Here is an 18,422-nt window from a genome sequence, read left to right as displayed (position 1 = left end):
GGGACGGAGGCGGACAGCGAACGGGCCCGTCGGTGACCGACGGGCCCGTGCGACGACAGCTCCGGGTGTCAGGTCTCCAGCGGCACCAGGGGCGCGCCGCGCGTACCTGGAACCCAGCGGGGCAGGGCGTACGGCAGAGCGCCGTACCAGAGGCGGGCGACCGTGAAGCCGAAGGTCAGGCAGAGCATGCCGCCCACCGCGTCCAGCCAGAAGTGGTTGGCGGTGGAGACGATGACCAGCAGCGTGGCCGCCGGGTAGAGCAGGCCCAGGACGCGGACCCACGGCACCGAGGCCAGGGCGAAGATGGTCAGACCGCACCACAGGGACCAGCCGATGTGCATCGACGGCATCGCGGCGTACTGGTTCGACATGTGCTTGAGGTCCCCGGAGGCCATGGAACCCCACGTGTGGTGGACGACCACCGTGTCGACGAAGTCGCCGCCGTTCATCAGGCGGGGCGGGGCGAGCGGGAAGAAGTAGTAGCCGAGCAGGGCCACCGCCGTGGTGGCGAAGAGCGCGAGGCGTGCCGCCGCATACCGGCCGGGGTGGCTGTGATAGAGCCACACCAGGACACCGAGCGTCACGACGAAGTGCAGCGTCGCGTAGTAGTAGTTCATTCCGATGATCAGCCATGTCACCGAGTTCACGGCGTGGTTGACCGACTGCTCGACGGCGATCCCGAGGTGGTGCTCCATGCGCCACAGCCAGTCGGCGTTGCGCAGTGCCTCCTGCTTCTGCTCGGGCACGGCGTTGCGGATCAGCGAGTAGGTCCAGTAACTCACGGCGATGAGCAAGATCTCGAACCAGAAGCGGGGGCGACGCGGGGTGCGCAGCCGGCGCAGGAACGCCTTCCCCGCGTTCTCCTCCGCGACGGGGCGTGGAGCGGCCCGGTCCTGGCCTTCCAGTGTCGTCACGGTCGTCTCACCCATAGGCGCAAAGTCTGCCAGAAAAGCGTTCCGCGACCGATCATCCCCTGGTTGGGTCCTGGCCGCACGTTCTACGCCAGGAGGAGTCCTACGCGCAACGTATGCGCTCCTCCTCAAGGACGATTCCGGTCCCCAGGGGCCGAAGCGGTCGAACCGCGCACCACCAGCTCCGGCATGAACACGAACTCACTGTGCGGCGCCGGAGTTCCACCGATCTCCTCCAGCAACGTCCGCACGGCCGCCTGACCCATGGCCGGGACGGGCTTGCGGATCGTCGTCAGGGGCGGGTCGGTGAAGGCGATCAGAGGAGAGTCGTCGAAGCCGACGACCGATATGTCCTTCGGCACCTCCAGGCCCCGCTGACGCGCCGCCCGTATCGCGCCGAGAGCCATCATGTCGCTCGCGCAGACCACCGCCGTGCACGCCCGGTCCATGAGGGCGGTGGCCGCGGCCTGACCACCCTCCAGGGTGTACAACGAGTGCTGGACCAGTCGCTCCTCGATGTCGGCCGGGCTCAGCCCCAACTGCTCCTGCATCGTGCGCACGAAGCCCTCGATCTTCCGCTGCACGGGCACGAACCGCTTCGGACCCAGGGCGAGTCCGATGTTGGTGTGCCCGAGAGAGACGAGGTGTGTGACCGCGAGGGCCATCGCCGCGCGGTCGTCCGGGGAGATGAAGGGTGCCTGGACCTTCGGCGAGAAACCGTCGACCAGGACGAACGGGACGCCCTGGGCGCGCAGCTGCTCATAGCGCTGCATGTCCGCCGAGGTGTCGGCGTGCAGACCGGAGACGAAGATGATGCCGGCGACGCCCCGGTCCACCAGCATCTCCGTCAGCTCGTCCTCGGTGGAGCCGCCCGGCGTCTGGGTGGCGAGGACCGGGGTGTAGCCCTGACGGGTCAGGGCCTGGCCGATGACTTGCGCCAGGGCCGGAAATATGGGGTTCTCCAGCTCCGGAGTGATCAGACCCACCAGGCCCTCGCTGCGCTGCCGCAGCCGGACCGGGCGCTCGTAGCCCAGGACGTCCAGCGCGGCCAGGACGGACTGGCGGGTGGTCGCGGCGACGCCCGGCTTCCCGTTCAGGACGCGGCTGACAGTCGCCTCGCTGACCCCCGCCTGGGCTGCGATGTCGGCAAGCCGTGTGGTCACAGGATTGGACTGTACCGGTCGCATCTCAGACTGCCCACCAGACCGTTGAATCTGCGGGCAGTTCGGTCGTTTCGGTACCCGGCTCGACGTCCACGCTGGCGAGCAGCAGGGTGCCCGGGGTGGGCAGCGGGAGGGGGACCGCGGTGAGGTTCACCGTGCAGACGAAGGAGCCGTCGGCGGTGTCCCGGCGGAAGGCGAGGACCCCGTCGGGGGTCGGCAGCCAGGTCACCTGGCGGCCCGCGCCGAGCGCCGGGTGCTCGCGGCGCACCGCGAGCGCGCTGCGGTAGAACTCCAGCGTCGAGGTGGGGTCGCCCTCCTGCGCCTCGACCGTGAGGTTCTTCCAGGAGGCCGGCTGCGGCAGCCAGCTCGGGCCGCCCTCGACCGGGCCGAAGCCGAACGGCGCGACCTCGCCGGACCACGGCAGCGGCACCCGGCAGCCGTCGCGGGTGCCGTCCTGGCCCGCGCTGCGGAAGAACGCCGGGTCCTGGCGGACCTCGTCGGGCAGGTCGACGACCTCGGGCAGCCCGAGCTCCTCGCCCTGGTAGAGGTACGCCGAGCCGGGCAGTGCCAGCATGAGCAGGGTCGCCGCCCGGGCCCGGCGCAGACCACGCGCCTCGTCCCCTTCCGCGAGACGCGTGGAGTGCCGTACCACGTCGTGGTTGGACAGGACCCAGGTCGCGGGCGCGTGCACGGCGTTCATGGCGCCGAGCGAGCGGTCGATGACGTCGCGCAGGTCCGCCGCGTTCCATCCGGTGGTCAGATAGGAGAAGTTGAAGGCCTGGTGCAGCTCGTCCGGGCGCAGGTACAGCGCACTGCGCTCGACGGTCGGCGTCCACGCCTCGGCCACGGCGATCCGCCCGCCCGTCTCCCGCCCCCGCCCTTCCAAGGAAGGCCCTTCGGGCCCTGTCTCATTTCCGGTGTACTCGTCGAGGATCCGCCGCCAGCTGCGGTAGATCTCGTGCACGCCGTCCTGGTCGAAGTACGGCACGGACTCGGTGCCGAGCAGCTTGACCTGCTCGTCGTGGCCGATGTCGGGCAGACCCGCCGCCTTGACGAGGCCGTGGGCGACGTCGATGCGGAAGCCGTCGATGCCGAGGTCCAGCCAGAAGCGCAGGATGGAGCGGAACTCGTCGTGGACGGCCGGGTGGTCCCAGTTGAAGTCGGGCTGCTCGGGCGCGAACAGGTGCAGGTACCACTCGCCGTCCTCGACGCGGGTCCAGGCCGGGCCGCCGAAGATGGACTCCCAGTCGTTGGGGGGCAGTTCGCCGTTCTCACCCTTGCCGGCACGGAAGTGGAAGCGCTCCCGGATCGGCGAACCCGGGCCCTCGCGCAGCGCCTGCTTGAACCACTCGTGCTGGTCGGAGCAGTGGTTGGGCACCAGGTCGACGATCACCCGCAGCCCCAGCCCGTGCGCGTCCCGCACCAGGTCGTCGGCGTCCGTGAGGTTGCCGAACATCGGGTCCACCGCGCGGTAGTCGGCCACGTCGTAGCCCGCGTCCGCCTGCGGGGAGGCGTAGAAGGGGGACAGCCACACCGCGTCGACGCCGAGGTCCTTGAGGTACGGGAGCCGGGCCCGGACGCCGGGCAGGTCACCCATGCCGTCGCCGTTGCCGTCCGCGAAGCTGCGCGGATAGACCTGGTAGATGACCGCGTCGCGCCACCACTCCCGGCGCCCGGAGGCGGCGGAGGAGGCGTCGGTGGGGAGTGCGTCGGTGGCGTGCTGGGTCATGGATTCCCTTAGGGGTGCGGGGGGAACGACGGAGGCGCTTGCTGCGTACGAGGGGTCCGCTAAGTGCGGGCGGGCCGTCAGGATTTCGTGCCTCCGGCCGTCAGACCGGAGACCAGGCTGCGCTGCACCAGCATGAAGACGAGGGCCGCCGGAAGGGTGATGATGATCGCCGTGGCCGAGGTCCACGCCCAGTCGGGCCGCTGGTCCTGCGCGAAGGTGCGGATGCCGACGGCGAGCGTGTAGTGGTCGGACTGCATGAACTGCGTCGCGTACGCGACCTCGCCCCAGGCGGTGAGGAAGCTGTAGAACGCGGTCACGGCGAGGCCCGGCTTGGCCAGCGGCACGATCAGCCGCCAGAACGTGCCGAACGGGGTGAGCCCGTCCACCCGGCCCGCCTCGTCTATCTCCTTGGGGATGGTGTCGAAGTACCCCTTCATCATCCAGGCGCAGAACGGCACCGCCGTCGTCGCGTACGCCAGGATCAGACCGAGGTAGTTGTCCAGCAGGTTCAGCTCGGACATAAGGAGATAAAGCGGCACGATCAGCACGATACTGGGGAACATCTGCGTGACCAGGAAGGTCCACATCAGCTGCCTGCTGCCGGGGAACTTCATCCGGGACACCGCGTATCCGGCGGTCGCCGCGAGGAAGACGCCGAGCACGGTGGTGCCGCCCGCCACGACGACGGTGTTCAGGAACCACTTCGGCAGGTCCGTCTGGGACAGCACATCGCTGTAGTTGTGCAGGCTGAGGTGCGAGAACACCTCGCTCGGCTGCTGCCAGGCGTTCTTCGGGCCGAGCGAGATGAACAGGATCCACATCACCGGGAAGGCCGCGATCACCGTGGCGACGATCAGCGTGCCGTGCAGGGCGATCGAGGAGCCGAGGCTGCGCTCCTCGCGGCCGCGCGCCTTGCGGGGGGTGGCCACGGCGGACCGGCCGGGGGCGGCGGTCGCGGAGGACTCGTGGGTTGCTGCGGTCATGGCGAGGGCTCCTTACGCCTGCTCGGACTTCAGGGTGCTGCGGCGGTAGAAGGTCGAGAAGGCCAGCAGGAGGGCGAGGATGATGATCCCGTACGTCGCCGCGCCCGCGTAGTCCGAGATGCCGGTGAACGCCTTGCGGAAGGCGAAGGTGACGAGGATGTCGGCGTCGCCGCTCGTGTTGTTGCCCAGCAGCAGATAGATGACGTTGAACATGTTGAACGTCCAGATGCAGCCGAGCAGGATCACCGTGTTCGACACCGGGCGCAGACCGGGCAGCGTCACGTTGACGAAGCGCTGCCAGGGGGAGGCGCCGTCCATCTCGGCGGCCTCGTACAGCTCCCTGGGGATGGACTGGAGTCCGCCGAGCACCGCGACCATGTTGAAGGGGACGCCGATCCAGACGTTCACCATGATGACGGCGATCTTCTGGGCGAGCGGGGTGCCGAGCCAGTCCTGGGCCGGCAGGCCGAACGCGGTGATGATCTCGTTGAAGACGCCGTACTGGGAGTTGAGCATCAGCCGCCAGGCGAAGACGCCGATGAACGAGGGGACGGCCCAGGGCAGGATCAGCATGGCGCGGTAGAAACCGCGGAAGCGGACCTTGCGGTTGAGCAGCACCGCGAGGCCCATGCCGATGCCGACCTGGAGGGTCACGCAGGACACCGTCCAGATGACCGTCCACAGCAGACGCGGGTAGAAGTCGCTGTCCGCGCCCGACAGCACGTGCCAGTAGTTGTCGAGGCCGACGAACTTGTAGGTGGCCGGGCGGTGGAAGGCGCCGATGGTGGACGCCACGTTCGACTCGTTGGCGTCGGTCAGCGACTGGTAGATGCCGTACCCGAGCGGATACAGGACGAGGACGGTGAGGACGATGGCGACCGGGGTCACCATGGCCCAGGCGTACCAGTACTTGTCCCAGGACCGCCGGAGCGCCGAAACGCGCGGGGGGCGCGCGGCGTTCTTGCCGGGCGCTGGCTGGTCGGTCTTCTCGGTGCTCGCTGCGGTCGTCATCCTCATCGGCTCTTTCGCGGCGGAAATGCGGAGGTCTGGGGATCAGGAGATCTGGGGGTCCGGTGGTCCGGGGGCCCAGGTCCCCCGGGGATCCGGTGGGCCCGGTGATCCGGGGGTCCGGTCCCCCGGGGATCCGGTGGCCTGGTGGGCCTGGGATCCGGTGGACCCGTGGCCCGTGGCCCGTGGCCCGTGGTCCGTGGGCCCCGGGGTCCGGTGGTCTGGTGTGTCCGAGGGCCGGTGGTCTGTTGGATCCGGGGTCCGAGGGACGGGGGTCTGGTGGTCTGGTGGGCCTGAGATCCAGGGGTCCGGTGGGCCCGTGGTCCGTGGGCCCCGGGGTCCGGTGGTCTGGTGGATCCAGGGTCTGAGGGGCCGGGGCCCGGGGATCCGGTGGGGCCGGGGTCCGGAAGTCCGGGAGGGTGGTGGGACCGGGATCCGGTGGACCCCGGCCTGGGGATCCGGTGGACGTGGGGTCCGGGGAGTCCGGAGGTCTGGTCACCCCGGGGTCCAGGGGCCCGGGGCTGGTGGATCCGGGATCCCGGTCCGGGGGTCCGCTGGTCCGGGGGGTCTGGTGGACCCGGGGTCCGGGGGCCCGGTGATCCTGAGGGAACCGGTGACCGCAGCCCCGGGGGAGCCCCGTTCGGGGCGGCAGCGGGGAAAACGTTCCCCGGGGCTGCGCGTTCTTGGGTTACCGGTGGATCAGGGGTTGCCTGGTCAGCCGATGGTGTAGCCGGGCAGGAGCTTCTGGAACTCCTTGGCGGTGGCGTCGAGACCGGCCTTGACGTCCTCGCTGCCCTGCAGGATCTTCACGTAGTTCTGCGCGAGCGGCGTGAAGAGCGAGCCGACCTGCGGCAGCGCGACGCGCGGACGGGCGGTCTGCTCCAGGATCGGCTTGAAGCCGGCGATCTTGGCGTCCGCCGTGACCTCGGCCGTGTACGCCGACTTGCGGGTCGGCAGCGTACCGGTGCCCTTGGCGATCTCGACCTGGCTGTCGGTCGAGGTCATGAACTGGGTGAAGAGGTACCCGGCGTCCAGGTTCTTGGAGCCCTGGTAGACCGCGAGGTTGTGACCGCCGGTCGGCGCCTGGGCCTTGCCACCGGGGCCGGCCGGGACGGGCGCGTAGCCGAGGTTGGTCTCCTTGCCCTTGAAGGCGCTGCCGCTCAGGTCCTCGCTGACCGACCAGGGACCCTGGACCAGCATGGCGACCTTGCCGGTCTTGAACGCCGTCTGCATGTTCTGGTAGGCGTTGGCGTAGTCGACCTTCATCGACGCCTCGTCCTGGATCTTCTTCGCCGTGGTGATCGCGGTGACGGCGTTGGCGTCGGAGATGGTGATCTTCTTGGCCGAGGTGTCGGCCATGTCCGCGTTGTTGCTGTAGAGCAGCGGGAGCAGGAAGTACGAGTCCGGGTTGAGGTAGGTGCCGTACGCCCCGGTCTTCTTCTTGATGGTCTTAGAGTCCGAGATGAACTCGTCCCAGGTGGTCGGCGGCTGCGCGATGCCGGCCTTCTTCAGGAGGTCCTTGTTGTAGAGGAGACCCAGGGTGTCGGTGACCGAGGGGACGCCGTACGTCTTGCCGTTGTACTTGGCCGTGTTCAGCGGGCCCGAGTTGAAGTCCGAGGTGTCCTTCAGCGCGATCGTGCCGTCGAGAGGGGCGATGTAACCGAGCGAGGCGTACTCGGCCATCAGACCGACGTCGGTGCGGACGACGTCCGGGGCACCCTTGCCACTCTTCGCCGCCGACTTGAACTTCTGCTCGACGTCGCTGAACGGGACGCTCTGGTAGTTCACCTTGATCTTCGGGTACTTGGCCTCGAACTTCTTGATGAGAGCCTTGTACGTCGGGGCTTCGGTCGCCGCGTCCGATGTGTCCCAGTACGTGATCGTCCCGGAAATGTCGCCGGCGGCCTTCGGCTTGCTCGACGAGTTGTCGTCGGAACCACCGCAGGCGGTCGCGGTCAGCGCGATGACGGTCACCGCGGCGGCGATCGATATGCCACGTCGCATATGAACTCCTAGAAGAGGGTTTGCCCGGATCTTCCCTTGGGAGGACCGCGGGTGCCGTCTGTCCCATCGACGGCCGCCGGGCTGGGGAGGAAACTAACAGCGCTGCAAGTCCTTGCGAAAGACGTTGCAAGGAAATTTCCGCAAGATCCCGCAAGCGTGACGTTCCCGTTACCGCAAGGTGTCGCAAAGGGGTCGCAAAGAGGAAAGCGCCGTATCGGGTATGTCCGATACGGCGCTTTCGGTACGGCCTTCCGTGCGGCCTTCTCTACGCCCTCCGCGCGGCTCGCGGAGGCCGCTCAGCAGCTGGTCTTGCCCGCGTAGAGCGCCAGCGCCGTGTTCGCGCCGAGGGTCGCCGTGAACTGCCCGGAGCTGTTCACCGTGACGCTGGTGCTGCTTTGGACGTTGCAGTACGTCCCCGCCGCGAGGGATGTCTGATAGGTCCGGGTCAGCGAGCCAGACTCGTGGTTGATGGCCACGTACCCCTTGGCGCCGCGGCCGAAGGCGATCGCGTCGTTGCCGTCGTCCCACCAGTCGGTGACCGACTGGCCCCGGGTGGCGTTGCGGAAGGCGACCATCGACTTGATCTCCGGCCAGGCGTGCTGGCACTTCCAGCCGTCCTGCCAGCAGGCGTTGACCGTGCCCCCGTTGGGTGGCCCGGCGTCCACGTCCGACCACTCGTAGCCGGAGTTGATGTCCGGGGCACCGTACGGGTAGGCGAGCATGAAGACGTTGGCGAGGGTGTAGTTCGCCCCGTCCTTGTAGTTCAGGGTGGACCCGTTGCGCTCGGTGTCGTGGTTGTCGACGAAGACGCCCGCGACCGAGCTGCTCATATAGCCCCAGCCCTCGCCGTAGTTCTTCAGGTAGGCGAGGTTCTCGTTGTTGAAGACCCGCTTGAGGTCGTAGGCGTACCGGAACTCCTGCACGTCGCCGTTGCCGGTGTACTCGGTCGGCTGGACCGCCTCCCCGGCGCCGTAGATGACCTCCTGCTTCCAGTACACCGACGGATTGGTCAGCCGCGACTTGATGTTGGCGAGGTCGGTCGCCGGGATGTGCTTGGCCGCGTCGATGCGGAAGCCGTCCACGCCGTACCCGAGCAGGCTGTTCATGTATCCGGCGATGGTCTTGCGGACGTACTCCTCGCCGGTGTCCAGGTCGGCGAGCCCGACGAGCTCGCAGTTCTGGACGTTGGCGCGGTTGGTGTAGTCGCTGACCGTCGCCGTGCAGTCGTCCATGTCGTACGAGGAGTACAGGCCCGGGTAGTTGTACTTCGTGTACGAAGAGCCGCCGGTGCCGGTGCCGGAACCCGACGTCATATGGTTGATGACCGTGTCCGCCACGACCTTCACGCCTGCCGCGTGACAGGTGTTGATCATGTTCTGGAAGGCGGTCGCGTCACCGAGCCGCCCGGCGATCTTGTAGCTCACGGGCTGGTACGAGGTCCACCACTGCGAGCCCTGTATGTGCTCGGCGGGTGGTGAGACCTGGACGTAGCCGTAACCGGCCGGCCCCAGCGTGTTGGTGCATTCCTTGGCGACCGAGTCGAACTTCCACTCGAACAGAACGGCGGTGACGTCCTTGGTGCCCGGCGGGGAAGCCGCCGCGACACCCGGGGGGAGGGCCACCGAGACCGTCAGGGCCGCCGCGAGGGCGAACGAGGCGGCAAGTGTCTTCCTGGCCATGTTTCTTGCCATGTGGGTGCTCCTGCACTTCGTCGTGCGGGTGGGGGGAACGGAAGCTATCCGTTGGTTCGAGTTTCAGCAAGATGTCGAAAGAACTTCCAACATGTGTATTGACGCGGCCACTTGGCCGTGCCCACTCTCGCACCACGGCCAACTTGCGTCCCCGGCACCACAGTTGACCGCGCTCCCGCACCTCCGTCCCCCGCAAGGAGCAGCCTTCGTGCGCCGGATCGGATCCCGGGCGTCACCCCCGCCCGCAGCCGGACCGCCGGCCCTTCGGCGGAGCCGCCGTGCTGCCCGCCCGGGCCGTCCACGCCGCACGGTCGAACTGCTGACGTGCAAGGCCGCACGCAACGGCGGCACCCGGCGCGAAGTTCCCGCACCCGGCTCCTCCCGGCGCTGCTCGATCCGCGGGTTCGCCACCCTTGGCAGATGCCGAGGCGCCCCCGAACTCGGGCGGCTTCGTCACCGGCGCCAACCGCGGCAACAGCACCGGCTCGGGAACGGGTTGCGGCGTCAGCTGCACCCGGCGCTGAAAGTTCTTGCTCAGGGTTTCAAGACTCTTGCTGTAAAGCTTGCGTGGGCGATACCGTCGCGCCGGTCGCCCGGCATCGAGGCCGTGTCTCGGCTTGAAGCCGGTCCGGACGAGCTGTTCGAGCCGTAGCCGTACTGAGCCGTATTCACTAGGAGTTCACGCCTGTGGCCCTGATACCGAGATGGCCGGCGCCCGGGGCGCGCCGCCGTACCCCACCCCAGCGAAGAATCGCGGCCGTCGCCGTGGCCGCCCTCGCGGCGGCGTTCCTTCAGCCGATCGCGGCGCGGGCGCAGACCCCGCCCGCGCCGCCCTCGGACGCGAAGCTCGCCGCCGAACCGGCCCGGCACGACGACACGCGCGAGCAGTTCTACTTCGTGATGCCGGATCGTTTCGCCAATGGCGACACGTCCAACGACCGGGGCGGGCTGACCGGCTCGCGCCTCAGCACCGGGTACGACCCCACGGACAAGGGCTTCTACCAGGGCGGCGACCTGAAGGGGCTGACCGGCAAGCTCGACTACATCAAGAAGCTCGGCACCACCGCCATCTGGATGGCGCCGATCTTCAAGAACCAGCCCGTGCAGGGCGAGGGCAGCAACGCCTCGGCCGGGTACCACGGTTACTGGATCACCGACTTCACCCAGGTCGACCCGCACTTCGGCACCAACAAGGACCTCGCGACCCTCATCTCCAAGGCGCACGCCAAGGGCATGAAGGTCTTCTTCGACGTCATCACCAACCACACCGCCGACGTCGTCGACTATGAGCAGAAGTCCTACGACTACCTCTCCAAGGGGGCCTTCCCGTATCTGACCAAGGACGGGAAGCCCTTCGACGACGCCGACTACGCGGCGGCAGGCGCCGGGTTCCCGTCCGTGGGCACCGGATCCTTCCCCCGTACGCCCGTCGTGCCCGCCGCCAAGAAGAACGCCAAGGTGCCGTCCTGGCTCAACGACCCGACGATGTACCACAACCGCGGCGACTCCACCTATGCCGGCGAGTCCACCACCTACGGCGACTTCTCCGGCCTCGACGACCTGTGGACCGAGCGTCCCGAGGTCGTCAGCGGCATGGAGAAGATCTACGAGAAGTGGGTCAGGGACTTCGGCGTCGACGGCTTCCGGATCGACACCGTGAAGCACGTGGACATGGAGTTCTGGACGCAGTGGGCCACCGCGCTCGACAAGTACGCGGCCGAGCGGGGCCGGAAGAACTTCTTCATGTTCGGCGAGGTCTACTCCGCCGACACGTCGATCACCTCCCCGTACGTCACCCAGGGCCGGCTCGACGCCACTCTCGACTTCCCCTTCCAGGACGCGGCACGCTCGTACGCCTCCCAGGGCGGCAGCGCCAAGAAGCTCGCCTCGGTCTTCGGTGACGACTACAAGTACACGACCGACAAGGCCAACGCGTACGAGCAGGTCACCTTCCTCGGCAACCACGACATGGGCCGCATCGGGTACTTCCTGAACCAGGACAACCCGAAGGCCACCGACGCCGAGCTGGTGAAGAAGGACGAGCTCGCCAACGAGCTGATGTTCCTCAGCCGCGGCAACCCGGTCGTCTACTACGGCGACGAGCAGGGCTTCACCGGCGCGGGCGGCGACAAGGACGCCCGCCAGACGATGTTCGCCTCCAAGGTCGCCGACTACCTCGACGACGACGAGCTCGGCACCGACCGCACGCACGCGAGCGACGCCTACGACACGAGCGCACCGCTCTACAAGGAGATCGCCGCTCTCTCGAAGCTCCGCAAGGACAACCCGGCCCTCGCGGACGGGGTGCAGACCGAGCGGTACGCGGCCGACGGGGCGGGCATCTACGCCTTCTCCCGTACGGGCGGCAACAAGACCGAGTACCTCGTCGCCCTCAACAACGCGGTCGAGGCGAAGACGGCCACCTTCGCGACCGGCTCCGCCGACATGACCTTCCAGGGGATCTACGGGACCTCGTCCCGGCTGACGAGTGACGCGGACAAGAACGTCACCGTCACCGTCCCGGCCGGTTCCGCCGTCGTCCTCAAGGCGGCCCGCCCGCTCGGCGCCCCCGCCACGAAGCCCTCGCTCACCCTGAAGGCGCCGGACGCGGGCGCGACCGGCACCGTCGAGCTCGGCGCCGACGTCACCGGCGGTCAGCTCGACCGCGTCGTCTTCGCCGCCCAGGTCGGAGGCGGGAAGTGGCGGACGCTCGGCTCCGCCGACCACGCCCCGTACAAGGTCACCCAGGTCATCGGCAAGGACGTACCCGCAGGAACCGCCCTGCGCTACAAGGCGGTGGTCGTCGACTCGGCCGGGCGGACCGCGAGTGCGACGGCCACGAGCACCACCGGAACCCCGCCCGCCCCCGAAGTCCCCACCGCCTCCTCGCGCGACTACGCGATCGTCCACTACAAGCGCACCGACGGCGACTACACCGACTGGCGGCTGTACGCCTGGGGCGACCTCGCCGACGGCGAGTCGACGACCTGGCCCGCGGGACACGACTTCATCGGCCGGGACGCCTACGGGGCCTTCGCCTACGTGAAGCTGAAGCCGGGCGCCTCCAGCGTCGGCTTCCTCGTCATCGACAAGGACGGCAACAAGGACGTCTCCGCCGACCGCACGATCGACGTCACGAAGACCGGCGAGGTCTGGGTCGAGCAGGGCAAGGAGGCCGTACAGACCCAGCGGCCCGACTACCCGGCGCAGGACACGACCAAGGCCGTACTGCACTACCACCGCGCCGACGGTGACTACACCGGGTGGGGACTGCACGTCTGGACCGGGGCCGCGACGCCCACGGACTGGTCCAAGCCCCTTCAGCCGGTGAAGACCGACGCCTACGGCGCTGTCTTCGAGGTGCCGCTGACCGAGGGTGCGACCAGCCTCGGTTACATCCTCCACAAGGGCGACGAGAAGGACCTCCCGACCGACCAGTCGCTCGACCTCACCGCGAACGGCCACGAGGTGTGGATGGTGAACGGCCAGGAGAAGTACCTGCTCCCGCAGCCCGCGGGCAGCGCGGCCGCGCTCGACCTGACCACCTCCAAGGCGGTCTGGATCGACCGGAACACGGTCGCCTGGAACGGCTCCGAGGCCGCGGCCTCCACCCAGTTGCTGTACTCCCACGACGGCTCGATCGCCGTCAAGGACGGGACGCTGACCAGTGACGACGAGCGGTGGCTGCGCCTGACCAGGACCACTCTCACCGACGCCCAGAAGGCCGCGTTCCCGTACCTCAAGGACTACACCGCCTGGTCCGTCGACCCCCGCGACCGAGGCCGGGTGAAGAAGGCCCTGAACGGTCAGATCGTCGCCTCGCAACGGGCCGCCAACGGGGCCGTGCTCGCGGCGACCGGCGTCCAGATCGCCGGCGTACTGGACGATCTGTACGACGCGACCAAGGCACAGCTGGGCCCGACGTTCCGCGACGGGCGTCCCACGCTGGCCGTGTGGGCGCCGACCGCGCAGAGCGTGGCGCTGGAGCTCGGCGGCTCCACGGTCGCCATGAAGAGGAACGACACCACCGGCGTCTGGTCCGTCACCGGCGCGAAGTCCTGGCGGAACAAGCCCTACCGGTACGTCGTGAAGGTGTGGGCGCCCACCGTCCGCGAGATCGTCACCAACAAGGTCACCGACCCGTACTCGCTCGCCCTCACCACCGACTCCGAGCGCAGTCTCGTCGTCGACCTGAAGGACAAGTCCCTCGCCCCGAGCGGCTGGTCCTCCTTGAAGAAGCCCAAGGCCGTGCCGCTGCGGGACGCCCAGATCCAGGAGCTGCACATCCGGGACTTCTCGGTGGCGGACAAGACCGTCCCGGCGAAGGACCAGGGCACCTATCTCGCCTTCACCGACAAGAACAGCGACGGGTCCAGGCACCTGCGGGCCCTCGCCGCGTCGGGCACCTCGTACGTCCACCTCCTGCCCGCCTTCGACATCGCCACCATTCCCGAGAAGAAGTCCGACCAGGCGACCACCGGCTGCGACCTCGCCTCCTACGCCGCCGACTCCCAGCAGCAGCAGGAGTGCGTCGCCGCGATCGCCGCGAAGGACGCCTACAACTGGGGCTACGACCCGTACCACTACACGGTCCCGGAGGGCTCGTACGCGAGCGACCCGGACGGCACCGGCCGTACGGTCGAGTTCCGCAGGATGGTCAAGTCGCTGAACGAGGACGGCCTGCGGGTCGTCATGGACGTCGTCTACAACCACACCGCGGCCAGCGGGCAGGCGGACACGAGCGTGCTCGACAAGATCGTGCCCGGCTACTACCAGCGGCTCCTCGCCGACGGGTCCGTCGCCAACTCCACCTGCTGTGCGAACACGGCCACCGAGAACGCCATGATGGGCAAGCTGGTGGTGGACTCGATCGTCACCTGGGCCAAGGAGTACAAGGTCGACGGCTTCCGCTTCGACCTCATGGGACACCAGCCCAAGGCCAACATCCTCGCGGTCCGCAAGGCCCTCGACGCGCTGACCCCAGCGAAGGACGGGGTCGACGGCAAGAAGATCATCCTGTACGGGGAGGGCTGGAACTTCGGTGAGGTCGCCGACGACGCCCGTTTCGTGCAGGCCACCCAGAAGAACATGGCCGGGACGGGCATCGCGACCTTCTCCGACCGGGCACGCGACGCCGTACGCGGCGGCAGCCCCTTCGACTCCGACCCCGGCGTCCAGGGCTTCGCCTCCGGGCTGTACACCGACCCCAACTCCTCGACCGCAAACGGGACTTCGGCCGAGCAGAAGGCCCGGCTGCTGCACTACCAGGACCTCATCAAGATCGGGCTCAGCGGCAACCTCGCCACCTACCGCTTCACCGACACCGACGGCAAGGAGGTCAAGGGCTCCGAGGTCGACTACAACGGCCAGCCCGCCGGCTACGCCGCGGCACCGGGTGACGCCCTCGCGTACGCCGACGCGCACGACAACGAGTCCCTGTACGACGCGCTCACCTACAAGCTGCCCGCCGCGACCAGCGCGAGCGACCGGGCGCGGATGCAGGTCCTCGCCATGGCGACCGCCACCCTCTCCCAGGGGCCTTCGCTCTCCCAGGCGGGCTCCGACCTGCTGCGCTCCAAGTCCCTCGACCGCAACTCGTTCGACAGCGGCGACTGGTTCAACGCCATCCACTGGGACTGCCGGGACGGCAACGGCTTCGGACGCGGACTGCCGACGGCGGCCGACAACGCCTCCAAGTGGCCCTACGCCACACCCCTGTTGAGCACCGTCAAGGTGGGATGCCCGCAGATCGAGGGCAGCTCCGCCGCGTACCAGGATCTGCAACGGATCCGTACGACGGAGAACGTCTTCTCGCTGTCCACCGCCGGGCAGGTGCAGTCGAAGCTCTCCTTCCCGCTGTCCGGCAAGGACGAGACACCCGGCGTGATCACGATGGAGCTCGGCGACCTCGTCGTCGTCTTCAACGCGACACCGAAGACACAGGAGCAGACGGTCGGCGCCCTGGCCGGGACGGCGTACGCGCTGCACCCGGTGCAGGCGGCGGGCGCTGACCCTACCGTCAAATCCTCCTCTTACGAGGCGAAATCGGGCACGTTCGCCGTTCCGGGGCGCACTGTGGCGGTATTCTCCCGGACCTCCTGAAAGGGCATTATCTTGGTGGGGCAGACCTCGAACCCGGTCTGCCCCACCGGTGTGTCCAAGGGCGGGCAGATGGAAGTCAACGGCAAGGGGACGGACACGACCGTGCTGGTCGTGGACGACGTGGCGGCCAGCCGGTACGCCATGAGCGCGGTGCTGCGCCGCGCCGGTCACCAGGTCGTCCCGGCCGCCAGCGGCTCCGAGGCGCTCGTCGAACTCGACGTACGGCTGCGCAAGGGCACCCTGCCCGACGTGGCGCTCATCGATGTGGACCTGCCGGACATGAGCGGCTTCGAACTGTGCCGCCGGCTCAAGGCCCGGCCGCACATGGCCGGTCTGCCCGTCGTCCACTTCTCGGCCGCCGCCGTGGACGCGGGTGACCGCTGCCGAGGCCTCGACGTGGGCGGAGAGGCCTATCTGACGGTGCCCGCCGAGCCCGAGGAGATCGACGCGGTGGTCCGGGCCGCGGTGCGCGCCGCCCGCCTCAGGGCCGGCGACCAGGCGCTGGCACGGCGGCTGACCCGGCTGGCGGAGACGGTCGTCGCCATCCAGACGGCGCGCTCCCCGCAGGAACTCGCCGACGCGGCCGCCGACGGCGCCGCGCGGCTCACCCGCTCACCCGCCGCCGTCTTCGTCCTCGGCCCGGACGACGAGCTGCACCGCGGCACCTCACGGGACCGCACCTCGCTCGCGATGCCCGACGAGGGGGCTCACCGGACCGTGGCCGGTCTGCTCCGACGGCTCACCCGGGGGCAGTCGGGCGTCCAGATCACCACGGTGCCCGCGCCGCTGTGGCCGGCCGGGTTCTTCCGGCCGGGCGTGCAGCACGACGCCCGCCTGGCGCTGATCCCCATCCAGGAAGGCCGGGCCTCGGTGTGCCTCGCCACGCCCACCCGCGGGGTGCGCCGGGTCAACCCCGAGGACGAGGCACTGCTGGCCCGGCTCGCCGAGGCCACCGCGCTCGCCGCCGAGCCGCTGCTCATGTACCAGGTCGAACGGCACGTCGCCCTCACCCTCCAGCACAGCTTCCTGCCCCAGCCGCACCGGCTGCCCGAACTGCCGGGCGTCGACGTCGTGGTCCGGTACGTGCCGGCGTCCGAGGAGACCGAGATCGGCGGCGACTTCTACGCGGCCCTGCGCACCGGCGAGGGCGTGCTCACCGCGGTCGGTGACGTCGTCGGGCACTCGCTGGAGGCGGCCACCGTCATGGTCGAGATCAGGCACGCACTGCGCGCCTACAGCGTCGACGAGAGCGACCCGGCCGTACTGGCCGAGCGCCTCGACCGGATGCTCCAGCGCTACCACCCCGGCGTCACGACGACCGTCTGCCTGGTCCTGGTCGACCCCGCCACCGGACGCACCCGCATCGCCAACGCGGGCCACATCCCGCCGCTGATCATCCGGGACACCGGGGGCGCCGACTACTCCAAGGCCGCCGGCCCGCTGCTCGGTGTGGGTCTGCCCCACCCGCCGCCCACGGAGCTGGTCCTCGAACCCACCGACCGGCTCCTCATGGTCACCGACGGCCTGATCGAGACCCGGGGCACCGATCTGGCGGTCTCGATGGAGCACCTCCGCGCCGCCGCCACCGGCTCCCTGCCCGGCCTGGACGCCCTCTGCGACACCCTGCTCGACTGCTTCGGCCGGGACCGCGAGGACGACATCGCACTGCTGGCGCTGCGGCTAGGGTGACCGGGAAACCCTTAGAACAGGAGTGCCCATGCCGCAGATCACCGTCGACTACTCCTACTCGCTCGACGACGCCTTCGACCAGCGCGGCTTCGCGCTCGCGCTGCACCCGGTGGTCGTCGAGACGGCGGCCGCGCGCATCGAGGCGTGCAAGACGCGGTTCCGGTGCACCGACGAAGAGGTGGTGGGGGCGGGGGAGGACGGACATGCCATCGTGCACATCACGCTCGCCCTGCTCCCGGGCCGCACCGACGAGACCAAGGCCAGGCTCACCGAGGCCGTACTGGAGCTGCTGCGCAAGCACATCGAGCCCACCGACGGGGTCTCGACGGTGCATGCGTCCGCTGAGGTACGCGACCTCGACCCGTCGTACCGGAAGTACGAGGAGTAGAGGCCACCGGGCCTACGAGGCGGGTGGCGAGGCCAGCGCGATCAGCCGGACGGCGAGGTCGGTGAACGGCCCGTCGCCCGGGTCGCCCTTGAGCGCCCCGCGCAGCAGCGCGCCGAGCTCCTCGTCGTGCGTGGCGCTCACCGCCGCCAGCGCCGCGAAGTCCTGCACGAGCTGCACCTCGAGCTCGCCGCGCGGAATCCGCCGCCCGTCCAGCCAGATCAGCGCCGTCGACTCGACGAGCGAGATCCAGGAGCGGATCACCAGCTCCAGGCGGGCGGGCGGATCCGCGACCTTCAGATGCGACAGGATCTGGACGTAGGCGGCCTGCCGCACCGCGTCGACGAGCGCGTTGGTCTTCGAGGAGCCGACCGCGGGACCGCCGCGCATCAACGCCGCGAAACCGGGCCCGTGGTCGTCCACGAAGTCGAAGAAGCGGCGCATGACCCGCAGGAGCCGCGAGCCCAGCGGGCCCTCGTGCGGCTCCACGAACCGGCTCGCGAGATCGTCCGAGGCGCGCTGCAACGCCGCCTCGTACAGGCTGAGTTTGCCGGGGAAGTAGTGGTAGACCAACGGCCGTGAGATACCCGCGGCCGAGGCTATCTCGTCGATGGAGACCTCGTCGGGTGAGCGTCGGCTGAAGAGGTCGAGGGCGACGCCGATCAACTGCTGCCGCCGCTCCTCGACACCCATCCTGCGGCGTACCCCGGTTGTCATACGAACACCTTACCGATCGGATCCGGCCTCGAACGGGCCG

Annotated in this window: 11 protein-coding genes; 3 read left to right on the top strand and 8 right to left on the bottom strand. The window is 69.1% G+C overall.

Features of this window, described 5'->3' with window-relative positions:
* Positions 1-68 precede the first annotated feature (68 nt).
* The 7 genes from ACIQTP_RS19660 to ACIQTP_RS19630 all read right to left on the bottom strand — a co-directional run bounded on the left by ACIQTP_RS19660 (position 69) and on the right by ACIQTP_RS19630 (position 9,477).
* Entirely contained in the window at positions 69-929 is an 861-nt protein-coding gene (locus tag ACIQTP_RS19660; protein ID WP_403401317.1) for a phosphatase PAP2 family protein, read from the bottom strand.
* Between the two features lie 110 nt (positions 930-1,039).
* Complete coding sequence (locus ACIQTP_RS19655; protein WP_095858125.1) at positions 1,040-2,074, bottom strand: LacI family DNA-binding transcriptional regulator; 1,035 nt, start codon at positions 2,072-2,074, stop codon at positions 1,040-1,042.
* A 25-nt stretch (positions 2,075-2,099) separates the two neighbouring features.
* Entirely contained in the window at positions 2,100-3,803 is a 1,704-nt protein-coding gene (locus ACIQTP_RS19650; protein WP_403401315.1) for a glycoside hydrolase family 13 protein, read from the bottom strand.
* Positions 3,804-3,880: 77 nt separating this feature from the next.
* Positions 3,881-4,786 (bottom strand): sugar ABC transporter permease, encoded by a 906-nt coding sequence (locus tag ACIQTP_RS19645; protein WP_403401313.1) that lies wholly within the window; start codon positions 4,784-4,786, stop codon positions 3,881-3,883.
* 12 nt (positions 4,787-4,798) lie between these two features.
* A complete protein-coding gene (locus ACIQTP_RS19640) occupies positions 4,799-5,803 on the bottom strand; it encodes a carbohydrate ABC transporter permease (RefSeq protein ID WP_402037125.1) in 1,005 nt (334 codons plus the stop codon).
* A gap of 705 nt (positions 5,804-6,508) precedes the next feature.
* The gene (locus ACIQTP_RS19635; protein ID WP_402037127.1) at positions 6,509-7,798 is read right to left on the bottom strand and encodes an extracellular solute-binding protein; all 1,290 of its coding nucleotides are present in this window, start codon (positions 7,796-7,798) and stop codon (positions 6,509-6,511) included.
* 296 nt (positions 7,799-8,094) lie between these two features.
* Entirely contained in the window at positions 8,095-9,477 is a 1,383-nt protein-coding gene (locus tag ACIQTP_RS19630) for an alpha-amylase family protein (RefSeq protein WP_403401585.1), read from the bottom strand.
* Between the two features lie 705 nt (positions 9,478-10,182).
* Between ACIQTP_RS19630 and pulA the strand changes: the two genes are divergently transcribed.
* The 3 genes from pulA (at position 10,183) to ACIQTP_RS19615 (ending at position 17,668) form a co-directional block, all read left to right on the top strand.
* Positions 10,183-15,591 carry a pullulanase-type alpha-1,6-glucosidase gene (gene pulA / locus ACIQTP_RS19625; protein WP_403401583.1) on the top strand — a complete coding sequence of 1,803 codons (5,409 nt, stop codon included), beginning with the start codon at positions 10,183-10,185 and terminating at the stop codon, positions 15,589-15,591.
* Positions 15,592-15,660: 69 nt separating this feature from the next.
* Entirely contained in the window at positions 15,661-17,280 is a 1,620-nt protein-coding gene (locus tag ACIQTP_RS19620; RefSeq protein WP_403401582.1) for a SpoIIE family protein phosphatase, read from the top strand.
* Between the two features lie 28 nt (positions 17,281-17,308).
* Positions 17,309-17,668: a 5-carboxymethyl-2-hydroxymuconate Delta-isomerase gene (locus tag ACIQTP_RS19615; protein ID WP_060902023.1), complete on the top strand. Its 360-nt coding sequence runs from the start codon at positions 17,309-17,311 to the stop codon at positions 17,666-17,668.
* 12 nt (positions 17,669-17,680) lie between these two features.
* Here the strand turns inward: ACIQTP_RS19615 and ACIQTP_RS19610 are convergent, their stop codons facing one another.
* The gene (locus ACIQTP_RS19610; RefSeq protein WP_403401310.1) at positions 17,681-18,382 is read right to left on the bottom strand and encodes a TetR/AcrR family transcriptional regulator; all 702 of its coding nucleotides are present in this window, start codon (positions 18,380-18,382) and stop codon (positions 17,681-17,683) included.
* Between the last annotated feature and the right edge of the window lie 40 nt (positions 18,383-18,422).

Source organism: Streptomyces sp. NPDC090798, from assembly GCF_044768965.1.
In the GTDB taxonomy this organism is placed as follows: domain Bacteria; phylum Actinomycetota; class Actinomycetes; order Streptomycetales; family Streptomycetaceae; genus Streptomyces.
Note: the sequence above shows the minus strand (reverse complement) of the source record. Positions and strands in the feature narration are given on the sequence as shown.

Coding starts and splice junctions, on each gene's coding strand:
- ACIQTP_RS19660 (WP_403401317.1), bottom strand. CDS start 929: ATGGGTGAGACGACCGTGACGACACTGGAAGGCCAGGACCGGGCCGCT.
- ACIQTP_RS19650 (WP_403401315.1), bottom strand. CDS start 3,803: ATGACCCAGCACGCCACCGACGCACTCCCCACCGACGCCTCCTCCGCC.
- ACIQTP_RS19645 (WP_403401313.1), bottom strand. CDS start 4,786: ATGACCGCAGCAACCCACGAGTCCTCCGCGACCGCCGCCCCCGGCCGG.
- ACIQTP_RS19640 (WP_402037125.1), bottom strand. CDS start 5,803: ATGAGGATGACGACCGCAGCGAGCACCGAGAAGACCGACCAGCCAGCG.
- ACIQTP_RS19635 (WP_402037127.1), bottom strand. CDS start 7,798: ATGCGACGTGGCATATCGATCGCCGCCGCGGTGACCGTCATCGCGCTG.
- ACIQTP_RS19630 (WP_403401585.1), bottom strand. CDS start 9,477: ATGGCCAGGAAGACACTTGCCGCCTCGTTCGCCCTCGCGGCGGCCCTG.
- ACIQTP_RS19620 (WP_403401582.1), top strand. CDS start 15,661: ATGGAAGTCAACGGCAAGGGGACGGACACGACCGTGCTGGTCGTGGAC.
- ACIQTP_RS19615 (WP_060902023.1), top strand. CDS start 17,309: ATGCCGCAGATCACCGTCGACTACTCCTACTCGCTCGACGACGCCTTC.
- ACIQTP_RS19610 (WP_403401310.1), bottom strand. CDS start 18,382: ATGACAACCGGGGTACGCCGCAGGATGGGTGTCGAGGAGCGGCGGCAG.